Origin of the sequence: Reyranella sp. (assembly GCF_004297265.1) — a bacterium.
In the GTDB taxonomy this organism is placed as follows: Bacteria; Pseudomonadota; Alphaproteobacteria; order Reyranellales; family Reyranellaceae; genus Reyranella.
On sequence record NZ_SCUT01000051.1, the window covers coordinates 60,533 to 77,642 of the forward strand.

General features: G+C 66.3%; 7 protein-coding genes. All 7 read right to left on the bottom strand.

Annotated features, from left to right (window positions below; genetic code table 11):
* Positions 1-39: 39 nt before the first annotated feature.
* The 7 genes from treY to EPO41_RS23470 are packed head-to-tail and all read right to left on the bottom strand — an operon-like array spanning position 40 to position 16,829.
* Complete coding sequence (gene treY / locus EPO41_RS23440; protein WP_296330576.1) at positions 40-2,541, bottom strand: malto-oligosyltrehalose synthase; 2,502 nt, start codon at positions 2,539-2,541, stop codon at positions 40-42.
* Positions 2,538-4,592, bottom strand: coding sequence for a 4-alpha-glucanotransferase (gene malQ / locus EPO41_RS23445; RefSeq protein ID WP_296330579.1), 2,055 nt, complete (start codon positions 4,590-4,592; stop codon positions 2,538-2,540). Before malQ ends, treY begins: the two co-directional genes overlap by 4 nt.
* On the bottom strand, positions 4,589-6,361 hold the full coding sequence (gene treZ, locus EPO41_RS23450) for a malto-oligosyltrehalose trehalohydrolase (RefSeq protein ID WP_296330582.1): 1,773 nt from the start codon (positions 6,359-6,361) through the stop codon (positions 4,589-4,591). The genes malQ and treZ overlap by 4 nt, the downstream gene beginning before the upstream one ends.
* Entirely contained in the window at positions 6,358-8,466 is a 2,109-nt protein-coding gene (gene glgX / locus EPO41_RS23455) for a glycogen debranching protein GlgX (protein ID WP_296330586.1), read from the bottom strand. The genes treZ and glgX overlap by 4 nt, the downstream gene beginning before the upstream one ends.
* A gap of 1 nt (position 8,467) precedes the next feature.
* A complete protein-coding gene (gene glgB / locus EPO41_RS23460) occupies positions 8,468-10,675 on the bottom strand; it encodes a 1,4-alpha-glucan branching protein GlgB (protein ID WP_296330589.1) in 2,208 nt (735 codons plus the stop codon).
* Positions 10,672-13,977 (bottom strand): maltose alpha-D-glucosyltransferase, encoded by a 3,306-nt coding sequence (gene treS, locus EPO41_RS23465; protein WP_296330592.1) that lies wholly within the window; start codon positions 13,975-13,977, stop codon positions 10,672-10,674. Before treS ends, glgB begins: the two co-directional genes overlap by 4 nt.
* Positions 13,974-16,829 carry an alpha-1,4-glucan--maltose-1-phosphate maltosyltransferase gene (locus EPO41_RS23470; protein WP_296330595.1) on the bottom strand — a complete coding sequence of 952 codons (2,856 nt, stop codon included), beginning with the start codon at positions 16,827-16,829 and terminating at the stop codon, positions 13,974-13,976. The genes treS and EPO41_RS23470 overlap by 4 nt, the downstream gene beginning before the upstream one ends.
* Positions 16,830-17,110 lie beyond the last annotated feature (281 nt).

Genomic DNA, 17,110 nt, shown 5'->3' on the forward strand with positions numbered 1-17,110 from the left:
CGTTGGGATGCGCTCACCAGACGGGTTATCAACAGACGTCTATCCTGGCGAAACGGACGAGAGGAGCGCTACCGGGCTCTCGTTCCAAAGAACGCCGAGACCGGGTTGCGGCGACAGCTCCATGCTGCGACCGCGAAGTATATCATGCACTTGTTTGGGGAAGTCGCCCGCGAGCCTGAGTGAGGTGCCCGACCACGCATCCGGTCGAAAGGCGAGATTACCCTCCTCCGGCATCATCGGCGCGACGACCCGCGGGACGGCGACCAACAGCCACTCTTCGCCAGTCTGCCGCAGGAAGGCGACGACCGAATCGCGCGACGGCCCCTCGACTTCGACCGCACGGTAGCGGCCCTCCGCGAACAGGCGAGGTGCGCGCCGGCGCAGGGAAAGGGTGCGCCGGATCAGCGCCTGCTTGATACGGCCGTCGCGCCAGTGCGTCATCAGCTCGGGCAAGGGCGCGTCCTGCATCGTGGCACGCGCGGCGAAATCGACCGGCCGGCGGTTGTCGGGATCGACGAGGCTGAAGTCCCAGAGGTCGGCGCCCTGGTACAGGTCCGGTACGCCCGGCACCGTGAGCTTGAGCAGGCATTGCGCCAGGCCGTTCACGGCGCCGGCAGGCGCGATGCGGCGCACGAACGCCAGAAGATCGTCCAGGAGGTCGGGCATGGCGGCTTCTGCCACGAGTCGCATCGTGAAGGTCCGAGCAGCCTCTTCATAGGGTTCGTTGACCGCCGCCCAGTCGCTCTCCAGCTTGGCCTCACGCAACGCCTTCTGCTGCCAGCCGCACAGACGCTCGGCGAACGCTCTACGACCCGCCTCGTCGCCCCGGTCGAGATCGAGAGGCCAGGCGCCAACGATCATTTGCAGCAGCATTGCCTGGTCGCCCGGGGACACGAGCGACGACGTTGGATCGATCCAGTGCGACACGAGACCCGCCCACTCGGCCGCCAGCTCACTCACCACCGCGAGCCGCGCTCGAACATCCTCCCCGCGCTTGTGATCGTGGGTGGCGGTCGCCAGCATCGTATGCGGATAGTCGGCCCGGCGCCGTTCCATGCGTGCATGGAAAGCATCGGCGTCGAGCGCAAAAGTCTCGATGTCGAAGCCGACATCGTTGCGCGAGAGAAGCCGTCCATACCGATAGAAGCCGGTATCCTCGACCGACTTGGCGGCGACCGGCGCGCTGAGCTGCTGGAAACGCGCCATGGCGCGCGGCCACGAGCCTCGCTTGGAGTCCGGCGTCAGCATCGCCTCGAGCAGGGGCTCGACCGCCCAACGGTCGGTGGCGAGGCAGCTCTTCGCGACCTTCCCTGCCACCTCGCGCAAGATCTCCGAATCGTGGTCGGAGAGCAGCTTGCCAGCTCCGTATGTACGATAGACCGGCACGTGGGCGAGGAACTCGGTCAGCAACCGCCGCAGGGTGGGCCGCGGAATGAGGTCTGCCACGATCGCTTGCCAGGACGTCCCGCAGGCTTCGAGCTGCGCAGAGAAGCTCCGCGCAACGATCTCGCGTCGCGCCATGAGCTCTTCGTCCGCAAATCCTGCGGGGCGGCGACTGACGCGCGTCCAGCTTTTCGTGAGAGTCGCCTCTCCGGCCGGATCGTGCTGGAGCGCGCTTACCTCATCCATGAAGTCGTAGCCCGTCGTGCCGTCGCAGCCCCAGTCCTTCGGCAGCGTCTCGCCCTTCAACAGGATCTTCTCGACGACAAGCCAGGCGCGGGGTCGCCCATGCTCCCTCGCCAGCAGATCGAGCCGTTCGCGCAGTTGGCGGCAATAGCCGGCCGGATCCGTAAGCCCGTCGACATGGTCGATGCGGAGGCCGTCCACCACGCCCTCGGCATAGAGCCGCAGCGGCAGCGCGTGGACGGCCTCGAATGCTTCCGGCTGCTCCATGCGCAGGCAGACCAGTTCGTTGATGTCGAAGAAGCGCCGCCAGTTGATGCGGTCTCCCGCCACCCGCCAGGAAGCCAGCCGATAGTGCTGACGGGCAAGAAGGTTTGCGAGACTGCCACGCCCTTCCGCACCGCCGTCGCAAAGCGGGAAGGCGTTTTCGAAGTAGCGCAGCTCCGGCCGACCTCGGTCGTCGCGCACGACAGACAGCTCGCCGGCCTCGATGACCTCCGAGAGAGGACGCCCGAGAACCGGCAGGAGGATTTTTGCCGGCCCTTCCGTCGTCTCCCAATCAATATCGAACCATTCGGCATGCCGGCTCGCGCGGCCCCGGCGCAGAACGTCGCGCCACCACCGGTTGCGGGTATCGGCCGCCATGTGGTTAGGCACGACGTCGAGGATCAGGCCGACACCGACGGCGCGCAGGGCCCTGGTGAGCGAGAGCAGCCCCTCCTCCCCACCAAGCTCCGGGTTGACCGCCGTCGGATCGAGCACGTCGTAGCCGTGCAGTGAACCCGGCCGCGCGACGGCGATCGGGGAAGCGTAGACATGGCTGATGCCCAATCTGGCGAAGTAGTCGGCATGGGCCGCACCTTCGGCGAAGCCGAAGCCGCGGTGGAACTGCAGCCGCAACGTGGCGCGCGGGATCATGGGCGGCGCGCGACGATGGTCGCAGCGCGACGGGCGACAGCGGGATCGTCGAAAAGCTTCGCGGCCGGCGGATCGAGCCGTCGTCGCCAGTTGGGATGCTGATCGATCGTACCGGGCAGGTTGGGCTGGTCGGTGAGTCCCAGAAGATCCTCCAACGGCGCGATCATGAGCGGTGCCGGCGAACTGGCGACGAATCCCAGCGCCGCGTCGACGGCGGGCGCAGGATCGTCCGGCGCCGGCGGCGGACCTTGGGCGGTTCCAGCAGCCGTGAATGCCTGCCACAGGCGACGCCGGTCGCTCTGCCGCTCCTTGGCCTCGCCGGGGGCTGACAGGCCGAGCGCACCCCTGACTTCGATGTCGCTGCCGCGCCACCAACCGGCAACGGTCGGAAGGTCGTGAGTGGTCGTCATCGACACCGCGTGACGCCGCCAGCGGCCAGGCGTTCGGAAACTCCCGCGGTTTCGCTCGAACCACATCACGTCCATACCGGCGATGCCCGCCTCGGCGAGGCGGCGGCGGAAGCCACGCGGAACCGTGCCGAGATCTTCTCCGATCACCACCGCGCCGTGCCGGTGTGACTCGAGAGCGAGCAGGCGCAGGAAATCATCCAACGGGTAATCGAGATAGGCGCCGTCAGCAGGCGACGCACCCTCCGGCACCAGCCACAGTCGCCGCAGCCCCATGATGTGATCGATGCGGACGCCGCCAGCGTATCGCATGGCAGCCCGCAGCGTCGAAAGGAACGGATCGAAGCCCGTTGCGACGAGTGCCCGTGGCGAGAAACTCGACAGGCCCCAGTCCTGTCCCGCGCGATTGAACTCGTCGGGCGGGGCGCCGATGTTCAGCCCCAGCAGCAGATCGCTTTGCCGGGACCAGGCATGGCTGCCGGCGCGATCCATGCCTATGGCGAGGTCGCTGATCAGGCCGATCTTCATGCCCACGCCAACGGCCGCCTCTTGCGCCGCTTCGAACGAACGCGCCGCGAGCCACTGAAGGAACAGGTGAAAACGGATCGTGGAAGCCTCGGCCGCCCGGAAGGCGCCCATTTCAGGATCATCGGGCCGCGTGAGGCCGTGGCGGAAGGCAGTCGGCCAATCCCGCCAGAAACCGAGCGCGGGCTCGCTCCCCGACCACTTGCCGTGCAGCGCCTCGAAGAGCGCGTGGCCCTGCAGCAGCTCGCCGCCCTCGCGCACGAACCCGTCGAAAGCCTTCGATAACTCGGTGCCTCTCGCCAGGTCCCGAGCCTCGAAGTCATCGAGGAGTCGACGCATCAAGGCAAGCTTAGCCTGGGCCGCCGGTCGCCAGTCGATCAGGGCTACGTGTTCCAGTCCCTCGCCATCGCGACGATGCTGGGCCACCCGCTCCGGTCCGAAAACGATCTCGGGGTCGGCGAACAGCGGATTGAAGAAGAGGCGGCTCGAGGGCGAATAGGGTCCGTAGCGGCCGGGATCGGCGGCGAAGAGGCTGTGCACCGGACTGAGCGCGACGGCATCCGCGCCATGACGCGCCGCGCCCTCGACGAGGTGGCGCACGGCGGTCGCATCGCCAATGCCACCATCGCCGGGCCGGCGCAGGCTGTAGATCTGGGCCGCAACACCCCAGAGATGCTTGCCTTGAGCGCGATCTTCTATCGTCAGACAACGCGGCGGAGCGACCGCAACCGTCACATGACGTTCGCCGAACTCCAGTCGGTGATAGCCGACCCTGTTGAGTGTCGGGCCCAGGAGCTTTTCGCCGCGCATCGAAAATCTGAGCGTCGCGACGCTGCCATCCTCATAGGTGATCTGACCACGGGCAGCGCCGCCGGCGCGGGCCGGAAGCGTGAGCCGGCTGCCGGCCTTCATCGTGACAATCGGTGGCAAGGTGTTGGCGGGACCGAGTTTCTGCCAACTCTCCTCGATGTCCCCGGAGGTGGCAGTAGAAAGGCCAAGGGCATCCAGGATCCGGCGGAGGGAATCGATCGATACCTGTTGAGGGATGCCCAGCGCATCCGTCCAGGTCTCGGCGAGGCCGGCTGCGCGGGCGAGCCCGCGGATCTCCTCGTTGCTCACGAAGCCGGTACCATCAGCGCGACCGTCGTGGCACCGGAAATCCGGCCGCCGCGCGCCGCATCTGCTGCTCCGGGACGCGACTCGTACAGGAGGTCGCCGTTCACGCGCTCGATTTGCGCCAGCTCGCGCCCGAGATTGCTGGCCAGAACCAGCGTCGCACCGTCGCCCAGTCGCCAGCGAGCCACGACGGTCGACGGCTCGACGGACGATGCGCCCAGTGATCCGGCGCCTTCGAGCCTGGGCACGAGCCACTCGCGGCGAATGCCCAGGAGTTCGCGGTAGAGACGATGCCGCCCGGTCCCACGTTCGGCGTCCGGTACGAGCCGGCTTCGTTCGAACGTCGCCGGTTCATTGGGATCGGGAATACTCGAAGTTCCCTCTCCTGGCGCGAAGCCTTTGAAGCCCGCGAACTCGCGGCGGCGTCCCTCGCGGACCGCTTCTGCGAGATCGCCCGCGTGATCGGTGAAGTAGAGAAATGGTGAGGTGGCCGCGTCCTCCTCGCCCATGAAGATCATCGGCACGTGCGGGCAGAGGAGCTGCAGCGCGATCGCTGCCTCCAGTAGATCCGGTTCGACACGCTCCGTTAGGCGGTCACCGAACGGCCGGTTACCAATCTGATCGTGGTTCTGAAGGAAAAGGACGAAGGATGTGGGGGGAAGATCGCTGCTGGGCGTCCCACGCGTCTCGCCGTTGCGATACGCAGAGGGATCGCCCTGGTAGACGAATCCCTCGGCGAGCGCGCGCGCGAGACGCCCGGCCGGCTTGTCGGCGTAGTCGGCATAGTAGCCGTCTTTCTCGCCGGTCAGCAGCGCATGCAGGACATGGTGCGCGTCGTCGTTCCACTGCGCATCGAAGTCGCGGCGCAGGTGATCGGCCACGTTGCCATCGTGCTCCAGGACGAGATGCACGTGGCGACCGGGCTCCACCGATCGGCGCACTTCGGCCGCCATCTCGTCCAGCCAGTCGGCCTCCGAGATGGCATGCACGGCATCGAAGCGCAGTCCGTCGAAACGGTATTCGTTCAGCCAGTAGAGCGCGTTCTCGGTGAAGTACCGGCGCACCTCGGGGCGGCGGAAGTCGATCGCCGCGCCCCACGGGGTCGCGATATCGTCGCGGAAGAACTGCGGCGCATAGGCGGAGAGATAGTTCCCGTCGGGACCGAAGTGGTTGTAGACGACATCGAGGAACATCATCAGCCCCAGTCCGTGGGCTGAATCGATCAGCGCCTTCAGCTCGTCGGGCGTGCCATAACGGGAGTCGGGTGCATATGGAAGCACACCGTCGTAGCCCCAGTTTCGCATCCCCGGAAAATCATGGATCGGCATCAGCTCGACGGCCGTGACGCCAAGGTCAGCCAGGATCGGCAGAGCAGCCTGGACACCGGCAAAGCCACCGAACGCCCCGACGTGCAGCTCGTAGAGTACCGTTTCGTGCCACGGCCGTCCGGCCCATCCGGCGTGGCGCCAGTCGTACGTGTGCGGATCGATCACGAGGCTCGGCCCGTGCACATCGTCCGCTTGCGCGCGCGAAGCAGGATCGGGTACCGCCAGACCGTTGCCCAGACGGTAGAAATACTGCGCTCCTGGCCCGCAGGAAACCTCGGCCTCGAACCATCCATCGCCGATCGCCCGCATGGGTACCGGAGCAACACCTTCGACTTCGACGCTTACATGGGTCTGCGCCGGCGCCCAGAACCGGAAACGCGCCGCACCCGAGAGCAGGGGCGACGCGCCGTACGACAGATCCTGCATGAACTGCTGCTTCTTCATTCCTTCGTCCTCGTGGCCAGCGCCAGCACGACGCTGCGCGGTGCGACCACGATTTCCACTCCTTCAAGATCACGCTCCGGCCCATCAGGCGCGGCGCTGTCCAGCACAATGCGCGTGCGCCAGTGCGGTTCCGGCAAAAGAAAGTGGCAGTCGGACGTTCCCGAATTGAAGAAGGCGGTCAACATGGTGACCGAGCCGTCGTCATTGGGCCCAACCCGCCGCAGGGCGAGGCAGCGATCCTCGGCATTGTTCCAGGACTCGGCCGAGATGATTTCGCCCGAAGCGTCGAACCATGAGATGTCGGGCACGCCTTCGGCCGGAAATTCCCTGCCGTGGAGGAAGTACGGTGATCGAAGCACGGGATGACGATGGCGCAATGCCGCAACGCGTGCGACGAAGGCTGCGAGGCTCTTGCCCTCCGGCTTCTCGAGCAGGTTCCAGTCGATCCACGACGTCTCGTTGTCCTGGCAATAGGCGTTGTTGTTGCCGTGCTGGGTGCGACCGAATTCGTCGCCGCCCAGCAGCATCGGTGTCCCCTGGGCGAGGAACAGCGTTGCGAGCATGGCCCGCTGCAGTCGTTGCCGCGTGTCGAGGATGGCGGGATCCGCGGTCGGCCCCTCCTCCCCCCAGTTGGCCGAATAGTTTTCGCCGTGCCCGTCCTTGTTGTCCTCGCCGTTCGCCTCGTTATGACGCTCGGCATAGCTCACCGTGTCCAGCAAGGTGAAACCGTCGTGCGAGGCTGCATAGTTGATCGAGGCCCAGGGACGCCGATGGCGCCGGTCGAAGAGGTCGCTGGATCCCGCGAGGCGAGCGGCGAAATCCGCCCGCTGGCCCGGATCGCCGCGCCAGTAGCGCCTGAGGCCGTCGCGGAACCGGTCGTTCCACTCCGAGAAGCCCGGCGGATGATTGCCGAGCTGGTAGCCGCCCGGCCCGATGTCCCAGGGCTCGGAGATCAGCTTGACCTTCTGCAGCACCGGATCCTGGCGGATTGCGTCGAAGAACCCCGAGCCCGGATCGAAGCCGTGCGCCTCGCGGCCGAGGGTCACGCCGAGATCGAAGCGGAAGCCGTCGACATGGAACGCTGTCACCCAGTAGCGCAGCGAGTCCATGACCATCTGCAGCACGCGCGGTGTCGACAGGTTGAGCGTATTGCCCGTGCCGGTGTCGTTGATGCAGTGCCGCGGATTGTCCGGAAGCAGCCGGTAGTAGCTGGCATTGTCAAGGCCGCGGAAGGACAGGGTCGGCCCCAACTCGCTGCCTTCCGCCGTGTGGTTGTAGACGACGTCGAGGATCAGCTCGAGGCCCGCCGCATGCAGACGCCGCACCGCGATGCGCAACTCGTCGAGCGTGCCGTCGGACAGGTATCGCGGCTCGGGGGCGAAGAAACCGATGCTGTTGTAGCCCCAGTAGTTGCGCAGCCCCTTCTCGAGCAGGGAGCGGTCCTGAACGAAGGCGTGGATCGGTAGCAACTCGACCGTCGTCACACCCAGCCGGCGCAGGTGATCGATGAACACCGGATCGCCCAAGGCCGCGAAAGTCCCCCGCTCGTTGGGCCGCAGGTCGTGCCGCAGCATGCTCAGTCCACGAACGTGCACTTCGTAGATCACCGTGTCGGACCACGGGACCGAGGGTGGCCGGTCGTCGGCCCAGTTGAAGCTCTCGTCTGCAACCACCGCCTTCATGACGCCCGGCGCGCTGTCCCGACGGTCGAACGACAGGTCGGCGCGCGGCGAGTTGATTCGATAGCCGTAGAGCGCATCGGCGTTCCGCATCTCGCCGGTCAGCCGCCGCGCATAGGGATCGAGCAAGAGCTTGTGCGGATTGAATCGGTGCCCCGCCTGCGGCTCGTAGGGACCGTGGGCGCGATAGCCGTAGACGAGGCCCGCACGCGCGTTCGGCAGGTAACCGTGCCAGACCTCATCCGTGCATTCCGGCAGGTCGAAGCGTGCGATCTGACGTCGACCGGAGGGATCGAACAGGCACAGCTCGATCCGGGTTGCATGTGCCGAAAAGACCGCGAAGTTGGTCCCCAATCCATCCCAGGTCGCACCGAGCGGATAGGACGAGCCCGCCAGCAGCCGATCCGGCCAGGGAGACGTCGCCATCCTAGTCCTCGCTGCGCAGGATCACCGTCGCAAGGGGCGGCAGGGTGAGCTGAACCGAATAGGACTGCCCATGGGACGGGCGGTCCACGGCCTGGACGGCACCGTCATTCCCCAGATCGCTGCCGCCATAGAAACGCGAATCCGTGTTCGCCACCTCGCGCCAGCGACCGGGCCTCGACACGCCGATGCGATAGCCGTGCCGTGGGACCGGCGTCATGTTGCAGACGACCAGGAGGGGCGCACCCGACCTGGACGTGCGGAAGAAGGCAAAGACCGAGTTAGCGCGGTCGTCGCCCACGATCCAGGCAAAGCCCGACGGATCGCTGTCGGATGCATGCAGCGAAGGCTCCGCCGCATAGAGACGGTTGAGATCGCGCACGAGCCGCTGGATGCCGGCGTGGGCCCCGTCATCGAGCAGGTGCCAGTCGATCTCATCGTCATGGTTCCATTCGCGCACCTGCGCGATCTCGCTGCCCATGAACAGGAGCTTCTTGCCGGGATGCGTCCACATGAAACCGAAATAGGCGCGGAGGTTGGCAAAGCGCTGCCAGCGGTCGCCGGGCATCTTGCCCAGCAGCGAACCCTTCCCGTGCACGACTTCGTCGTGGGAGATCGGAAGCACGAACCGTTCCGAGAAAGCATAGACCAGCCCGAACGTGAGTTGGTCGTGATGATAGGCGCGATAAATGGGCTCGTGCTCGATGTACTGCAGCGTGTCATGCATCCAGCCCATGTTCCATTTGAACGAGAAGCCGAGCCCGTCCGGCAATGGCGCCGAAACGCCCGGCCAGGCAGTCGACTCCTCAGCGACCATGATCGCGCCGGGGCAACGCTCGGCGACCACGGCGTTGAGGTGACGCAGGAACCCGATCGCCTCGAGATTCTCGCGGCCTCCATGGATATTGGGGATCCATGCGTCGGCCGGCCGGCTGTAGTCGCGGTAGAGCATCGAAGCCACGGCATCGACCCTCAGTCCGTCGACGTGGAAGCGCTCCAGCCAGTGCAGAGCGCTCGCGATCAGGAAGCCCTGAACCTCGCGCCGTCCGAAATTGTAGATGTAGGTATTCCAGTCGTGATGGTAGCCCTCGCGCGGATCGAGATGCTCGTAAAGCGCAGTGCCATCGAAGCGTGCCAACCCATGGCTATCGGTCGGGAAATGAGCCGGCACCCAGTCCAGCAACACGCCGACGCCGGCGCGATGCGCGGCATCGACGAAGCGGGCGAAGGAGTCCGGCGGCCCATATATTGCCGCGGGCGCGAACAGCCCGAGCGGCTGATACCCCCAGGAGCCGCCGAACGGATGCTCCGTCACCGGCAGCAGCTCGACATGGGTGAAGCCCATTTCCTTCACGTAGGGAATCAGGCGCTCCGCCAGGAAGTCCCACAGCGGACGCTCCCCTGCCCCCGCGCCGGCTTTCTGGCGCATCCACGAGCCGGCATGGACTTCGTAGATGGAGATTGCGGCCGTCGCCGACTGGCGCTCGGCGCGGCCGGCCATCCAGGCCGCATCGCTCCAGTGCAGGCCGGCGGCCGGCGCGGCAACGACGGACGCCGTGGCCGGCGCCAGCTCCGCCTGCTGTGCGACGGGGTCGGCCTTCTCGGGCAGGCGCACGCCGCCTGGTCCCACGATGTCGAACTTGTAGCGCGTTCCGGCGCCGAGGCGCGGGATGAAGATCTCCCACACCCCCGCCGAGGGACGCAGGCGCATCGGATGGCGGCGCCTGTCCCAGGAATTGAAATCGCCGATCACCGCGACTCGCTGGGCATTCGGCGCCCAGACCGCGAAGCGGACGCCGTCGACGCCCTCCATCGAGGCGACATTGGCGCCCAGCGCCTCGGCCAATTCGAAGTGACGGCCCTCGTTGAAAAGGTGGAGGTCCAGATCGCCCAGGACCGGCCCGAAGGCGTAGGCATCCTCCGTTTCCTGCACGGCGCCCGGCCAACGGATTCGCAAGAGATATGCACCGGATCGCTCGATCGGTCCTTCGAACAGGCCAGCCCCGGTACCCGGCGTCAGCGTGCCCCAGGACGTGCCATTGTCCCGGCCGATCACCTCGACGGCCTCCGCACCCGGGACGAAGACACGGACGATCCGGCCCGCCTTGTCCTCATGCGGACCCAGAATGGCGAACGGATCCAGCGGACGGCATGACTCCAGTGCTTCCGCCGTGGCGCGGTCGAGCCTGCCTCCTCGGGTCACCGCGTTCATGCGTTCTCCTGCGGCGTCGTCTCCCGCAGCAGCCGCGCGGCCAGGCGAGACAGGCCGGACAGCGGGATCGGCACCCAGGCCGGCCGGTTCGCCGCCTCGTAGCAGATCTCGTAGGCCGCCTTCTCAGCCAGGAAGAAATCGAGCAGCTCGCCGCGGTCCATCCCCGGCAGCCCGACCGCCACTTCGCGATAGCTCGCGAGGAAGGCACGCTGTGCCCCCCTGCGCAGGCGGGTTACCAGCGTGAGCCGGCGCGCTGGCGGGACACGATTGACGATCAGGTTCTTCGGATCGAGGGTCGCCGCGGCCGCGTAGTCGAGCGACCGCAGGAGGCCCGCGACATCGCGCATGGGACTCGCCTTGCGCCGCCGCTCTTGCATGGGCCGCGCCGGCTCGCCCTCGAAGTCGATGATGTAGGCGTCGGCGCTGGCAATCAGCACCTGGCCCAGGTGGAAGTCGCCATGGATGCGCGACACGATCGAGTCGAGGCCGCTTTGCGCGAGCTGCTGCAGCAGGGCCGTCAATGCCTCGCGCCGGCCGATCAATCGTTCCGCATCTGCCGCCGCCGCCTCATTGTCCCAGCTCTTGATGCTTGCAACCGCATCAATCGCCCGCGCAAGCAGACCTGTCGCCCGTTCGGTCCAGGCGGCGACGTCGTCCGCGTTCGCCAGACGTGGCGAGAAGGCTTCGTCGGAGGTCGGTCGCGCCAGCACCTGGTGCATCGCTCCGAGCTGGCGGCCAATCGTGCCGGCGAAGGCATGGTAGTCCTCCATATCGTCGTCGCGCGACTCGGCCGTGGCCTCGCGGCTCGCAAGATTGTCGAGCGCGCGGTTGAACTGGTTCAGCGTCCAGGTCCAGGCATCACCCTGGTTGCGAACAAAGGCCTGCGCCACCGCCAGCGCATGCCGTTCGCCATCGGGCGAAACGCGGGTGACTTCGCCCAGCAGCGCCGGCGCATTGGCGAAGCTTTGGCTGGTCAGATAACGGCTCATCTCGGCCTCGGGATGCTCCCCCGGCTGGATGCGGCGGAATATCTTCAGCATCACCGCTTCGTCGACGATCAGCGAGCTGTTGGATTGCTCGGCCGTCAACCAGACGACCTGCGCATCGGCCGGACGCTGCAGCAGCTCCACCTTGTCCGGTATGGCCTCGAAGACGATCCGGCCTTCCGGCGCCTGCAGCGTGACGCCCGACGCCATCGCAGCCAGCACCTCGCGTGCAAACTCCGGTACGGCGAAGGCGTCGGTGAGCAAGCCGATCCGGCGGCCGCGGCGCACGCGCGCGAGTGCGAGCTGCGAGGGCAAGGCCGCCGCCTGCTCGTCTTCCCAACTCACGGAGAGCGGCAGCAGCCAGCGGCTCGTCTCGTCGCCCGCTACTACCTCGACCTCGCTCAGCAGCAGATCGCGAGCACCGCCAGCGGGCAGCCGCGCCAGATAGGCGAAGCGGGACGATTTGAACGCCTTGTCCTTGGCGCCGAACCAGCGACGCTTGGCGAGATACGGCGGCAGCGACTCGCGCTCCAGCATCGCCGCCGAGGCGCCCACCCCGTCGGCGAGGGAATCACGCAGCACGACGGTGATGTAGTCCGGCAAGGGTTCGGGGGCGGGCGTGTGCCACGACGGCGCATCGGTCTCGCTGGCCAGGATGAACCAATAGAATCCGTAAGGAGGCAATGTCAGGAGATACGTCAGTTGACCGACGGGCGGGAATAGCGAGCCACCGTTGAGCTCGACGGGCACCCGCCCCGCGAATTCGGAAAGATCGAGTTCCACCGCCTGGGGCGTGCGCGAGACGTTGGCGACGCAGAGAATCACCTCGCCGTCGAGTTCGCGCAGATAGGCCAGCACCTTGCGGTTCTTCGGATAGAGGAACCGCAAGGTGCCCCGGCCGAACGCGGCATGGGTACGCCGTACGGCGATCATCTTCCGCATCCAGTGCAGGATCGAATGAACATCGCGCGTCTGTGCCTCGACGTTGACCGTCTCGTAGCCGTAGAGCGCGTCCATGATGGCCGGCAGCGCGAGCGCGGCCGGATCGGCGCGCGAGAAGCCGCCATTGCGGTCGGGCGACCACTGCATCGGCGTGCGCACACCGTCGCGATCGCCGAGACGGATGTTGTCGCCCATGCCGATCTCGTCGCCATAGTAGATGACCGGCGCGCCGGGCATCGACAGCAGCAGGCAGTTCATCAGCTCGATGCGCCGGCGGTCGCGCTCCAGCAGCGGTGCGAGGCGACGGCGAATGCCGAGGTTCAGCCGCGCCCGGCGATCCGTCGCATAGGTCTCCCACAGATAGTCGCGTTCCGAGTCCGTCACCATCTCGAGCGTCAGCTCGTCGTGATTGCGCAGGAAGATCGCCCACTGGCAGTTGTCGGGAATCTGCGGCGTCTGGCGCATGATGTCGGTGATCGGGAAACGGTCCTCGCGAGCAAGCGCCATGTACATGCGCGGCATCAGCGGGAAGTGGAACGCCATATGGCATTCGTCGCCCTGGCCGAAATACTCCTTGGTGTCCTCGGGCCATTGATTGGCCTCGGCGAGCAGCATGCGTCCGGGATAGGCCCTGTCGATCTCGGCGCGGATCCGCTTCAGCACCCGATGTGTCTCGGGCAGGTTCTCGTTGTTCGTGCCCTCGCGCTCGACCAGGTAGGGCACCGCATCGAGCCGCAGACCATCGATGCCCATGTCGAGCCAGAATTGCATCACCCCCAGCACCGCCTCGAGCACCGCCGGATTGTCGAAGTTGAGATCGGGCTGGTGCGCGTAGAAGCGATGCCAGTAATAGGCCTTGGCTTCCGGATCCCAGGTCCAGTTCGAGCGAAGCGAGTCGATGAAGATGACGCGGGTACCCGCGTACTTCTGGTCGCTGTCGGACCACACATAGAAGTCGCGCTCGGGCGAGCCCGGTGGCGCGAGGCGCGCGCGCTGGAACCAGGCATGCTGGTCGGAAGTGTGGTTGATGACCAGCTCGGTGATGACGCGGATGCCTAGCTTATGCGCCTCTTCGATCAGCCGCTTGACGTCGTCGAGCGTACCGTACTCGGGATGCACCGCCGTGTACTCGGCAATATCATAGCCGTCGTCGCGGCGCGGCGACGGATAGAACGGCAGCAGCCAGATCGTGTTGACGCCCAGATCGGCGATGTACGAAAGCCGCGAGATGAGGCCGGGAAAATCACCGATGCCGTCGTTGTTCGAATCGAAGAACGACTTCACATGCAGCTGGTAGATGATCGCGTCCTTGTACCATTGCGGATCGGTCGCGACCGGCAGTGTTGCGGGAGTATCGGCGACGGGGGCGTTCATGCGGCGCTCCGGGGCGACAGGCGCCAGATGGCAAAGGGCACGACGGATGGATCGAGGCGGAGATGCTGGTTTTTGCCGTGCCAGGCGAAGCGGTCGCCGCGTACGAGATCCTCGACCTCGATGGCGCCGTCGTCCGGCAGCTTCCATTCCCACAGCGGGATCTCGAAACCTGTCTCCTGGGCATGATGGGGATCCAGGCTGATTGCGACGAGGACCATGTCTTCGGCGCCCGGCGCACGCTTGCCGTAGACCAGCATCTGGTCGTTGCCGGCATTGTAGAAGGTGACGCCGAGATGGCTTTGCAGCGCAGGGTGCGACCGGCGCAGCCGGTTCAGCATCGTGATCTCCGCCACGATGTTGCCAGGCGCCGCGAAGTCACGCGGCCGGATCTCGTACTTCTCCGAATCGAGGTATTCCTCGCGGCCCGGCAGAGCTGCCGCTTCACAGAGTTCGAAGCCGGAATAGACGCCCCACAGTCCCGAGAGCGTGGCTGCCAGCGCGGCACGGATCAGGAAACCGGCACGGCCGGAATTCTGCAGGAAGATCGGGTTGATGTCGGGCGTATTGACGAAGAAGTGCGGCCGGAAATAGTCGGCGACCTCGGTCGTCGTCAGCTCGCGCAGGTAGTCGATGATCTCCTGCTTGCCGTTGCGCCAGGTGAAGTAGGTGTAGGACTGGGAGAAACCGACCTTGGCCAGGCGATACATCATCTTCGGCCGGGTGAAGGCCTCCGACAGGAACATCACGTCGGGATGCCGGCCGCGGATGTCGTCGATCATCCACTGCCAGAACGGCAAAGGCTTGGTGTGCGGGTTGTCGACCCGGAAGATGCGGACCCCTTCGTCCACCCAGTGCCGGACGACGTCGCGCAGCGCCAGCCAGAGCGACGGCACCGCGCCGTCGGCGTAGAAGTCGACATTGACGATGTCTTCGTACTTCTTCGGCGGATTCTCGGCGTACTTGATGGTGCCGTCCGGCCGCCGCCGGAACCACTCCGGATGCTCGCGCAGCCACGGATGGTCGAGCGAGCACTGGATGGCGAAGTCGAGGGCGATCTCGAGGCCTTGGTCCCGGGCCGCCGCCACCAGCCGACGGAAGTCTTCGGGCGTGCCGAGCTGGCGATGGATGGCGTCGTGCCCGCCACCCTCGCCGCCGATCGCGTAGGGGCTGCCGACGTCATCCGGCCCCGGCGTCAGGGTATTGTTGCGCCCCTTGCGGTTGACCTTGCCGATCGGATGGATGGGCGGGAAATAGAGCACGTCGAAGCCCATCGCGCGCACGCGCGGCAGAGCGTCGATCACATCGTCGAACGTGCCGTGCCGCTTCGGATCGTCCGTCAGCGATCGCGGGAACAACTCGTACCAGGAGGCAAAACCGGCCTGCGGCCGCTCGACATCCACCGGGAAGGGGCCCGCGTCGAGGCGGAATCGGCGTTCGGCGGCAGCCGCGACGACTGCGCGAGAGGCTGCCGACGTGAGAAGGGCGACAGCAGTGGCCGGTTCCGCCGCCTTGGCCTCGGCCAGCAGCGCCTTGATTCCCGGCTCCTTGACCAGTCCCTCGAGAAAGAGAGCAACCTCGCTAAGCTCGACGGCAACATCGATGCCGGCGCGATGCTTCACCTCGAGGCCGTGCGACAGGCTGCCATACTCGTCACGCCAGGCCTCGACCGAAAAGTAATGCCGTCCGATCCGGTTCGGCGTCACCGTGGCGCGCCAGCGATCGTTGGCGATATGGGTCAGCTGGACGGCCTTGCGCTGGTCGTCGTCGGCCGACCACCACAGGACTTCGGCGCCCAGCAGGTCGTGTCCGTCGGCGAAAATATCGGCCTCGATCACCAGCGGCTTTCCGACGATGTGCTTGGCGGGGAACACACCGCCATTCACCGTGGGAGTCACCCGCTCGATGACGACGGGCGACTGCGCTGCCGCGACATTCACTTCGCGTTTGCCCGGCTTCTTGCCACTGCGCACGGGCCGGGTCGGTGTTACGTCGAGCACGCGAATCTCTCCCGGTTCCAGGCTGGCGCGCGAATCGGGTTCTGCCACACGCAGCGCACCCCCTGCTGCCGGGGGCAGGATCGCGATATCGAAGGGCAGCGCGCGTGCACGCAACAGATCGTTGTTCATGGCGATGGCTGCACCTCGGCGCGCACTGCGAGCGTCCGCCGCGTCCGTCCTCAACAGGACAGACACGGGCTCCGCAGGACTGGTGAGCGACCGCAGGCCGCCGGAAAGGCCCTTCGAGACGATGGTCTCCGCCAACGCGGCGGCTTGTTGCAGCGCCTCGCAATGGCCCATCCCCTCCGGCACCAAAAGGCCATCGGCTGTGGCGGCTGCCAGCATCAGCGACCGGGCGGTTGCGGCGTGCGGCTCCGTATCGAACGGCACGCCGGCGACGCCCAGCACGGGCGCGATCCGTCGCAGCGATTCGTATTCCTCGACGAACCAGGCGGCCCGACCGTCCCACCAGGAGGTCGAGGCGAACACGGCGGAGAGGTCCGCTCCGACGAGTTCGACATGCCGGGGCCAGGGCAATCCCGGCGTCCATCCCCAGAAAGCACACGCCGTTGTCGTCCGGACGCGATGAAGGATACGGCCCAGCGCATGCGGCGGCAGACCGTCGAGACCAAGAAGACGAAACCCCTGGGCGCCTGCGGTCACCAATTCGGACAAAAGCTCCGCCCACCAGTCGGCCGCAGCTTCCTCAGCGCCACTGCGCAGCATGGCGGATGTCGCGATGCGACGATCGAGCCGGGGATCGAGCGGATTGAGGCCAGGCAAGCCGTCATAGAGGCCGGCCAGCGCCTTTGCCGACGCCCCCCCCAGGGCGACGCGGTCGAGGACTATGTCCACGAACAGTGCAAGACCAGCCTTTTCGCAGATCTGACGCAAGCCCTTGATCAGAACTGACGGCGCGCCAGCGGAGTTCAGGTTCGCAATCGAGCGGCCGTGATCGGAGACAAGGAGAGGATCTCCCCCCGGTCCGAGATCGAAAACGGGACCGACACAGATGTGATTGAAACCCGAAGTGACGGCGCTGCTTACAGGGATTTCAAAGGCATGGAGGTCGCTGAGACGCCGCAAGTCTACATGCAGCACCTTTATCGCGCGCCCCTTCACGGTAGCAGGCACGA

Bases quoted from the DNA above. Each gene is read 5' to 3' on its own strand.
- treY (WP_296330576.1), bottom strand. From the start codon at position 2,541: ATGATCCCGCGCGCCACGTTGCGGCTGCAGTTCCACCGCGGCTTCGGC.
- treZ (WP_296330582.1), bottom strand. From the start codon at position 6,361: ATGAAGAAGCAGCAGTTCATGCAGGATCTGTCGTACGGCGCGTCGCCC.
- treS (WP_296330592.1), bottom strand. From the start codon at position 13,977: ATGAACGCCCCCGTCGCCGATACTCCCGCAACACTGCCGGTCGCGACC.
- glgB (WP_296330589.1), bottom strand. From the start codon at position 10,675: ATGAACGCGGTGACCCGAGGAGGCAGGCTCGACCGCGCCACGGCGGAA.
- glgX (WP_296330586.1), bottom strand. From the start codon at position 8,466: ATGGCGACGTCTCCCTGGCCGGATCGGCTGCTGGCGGGCTCGTCCTAT.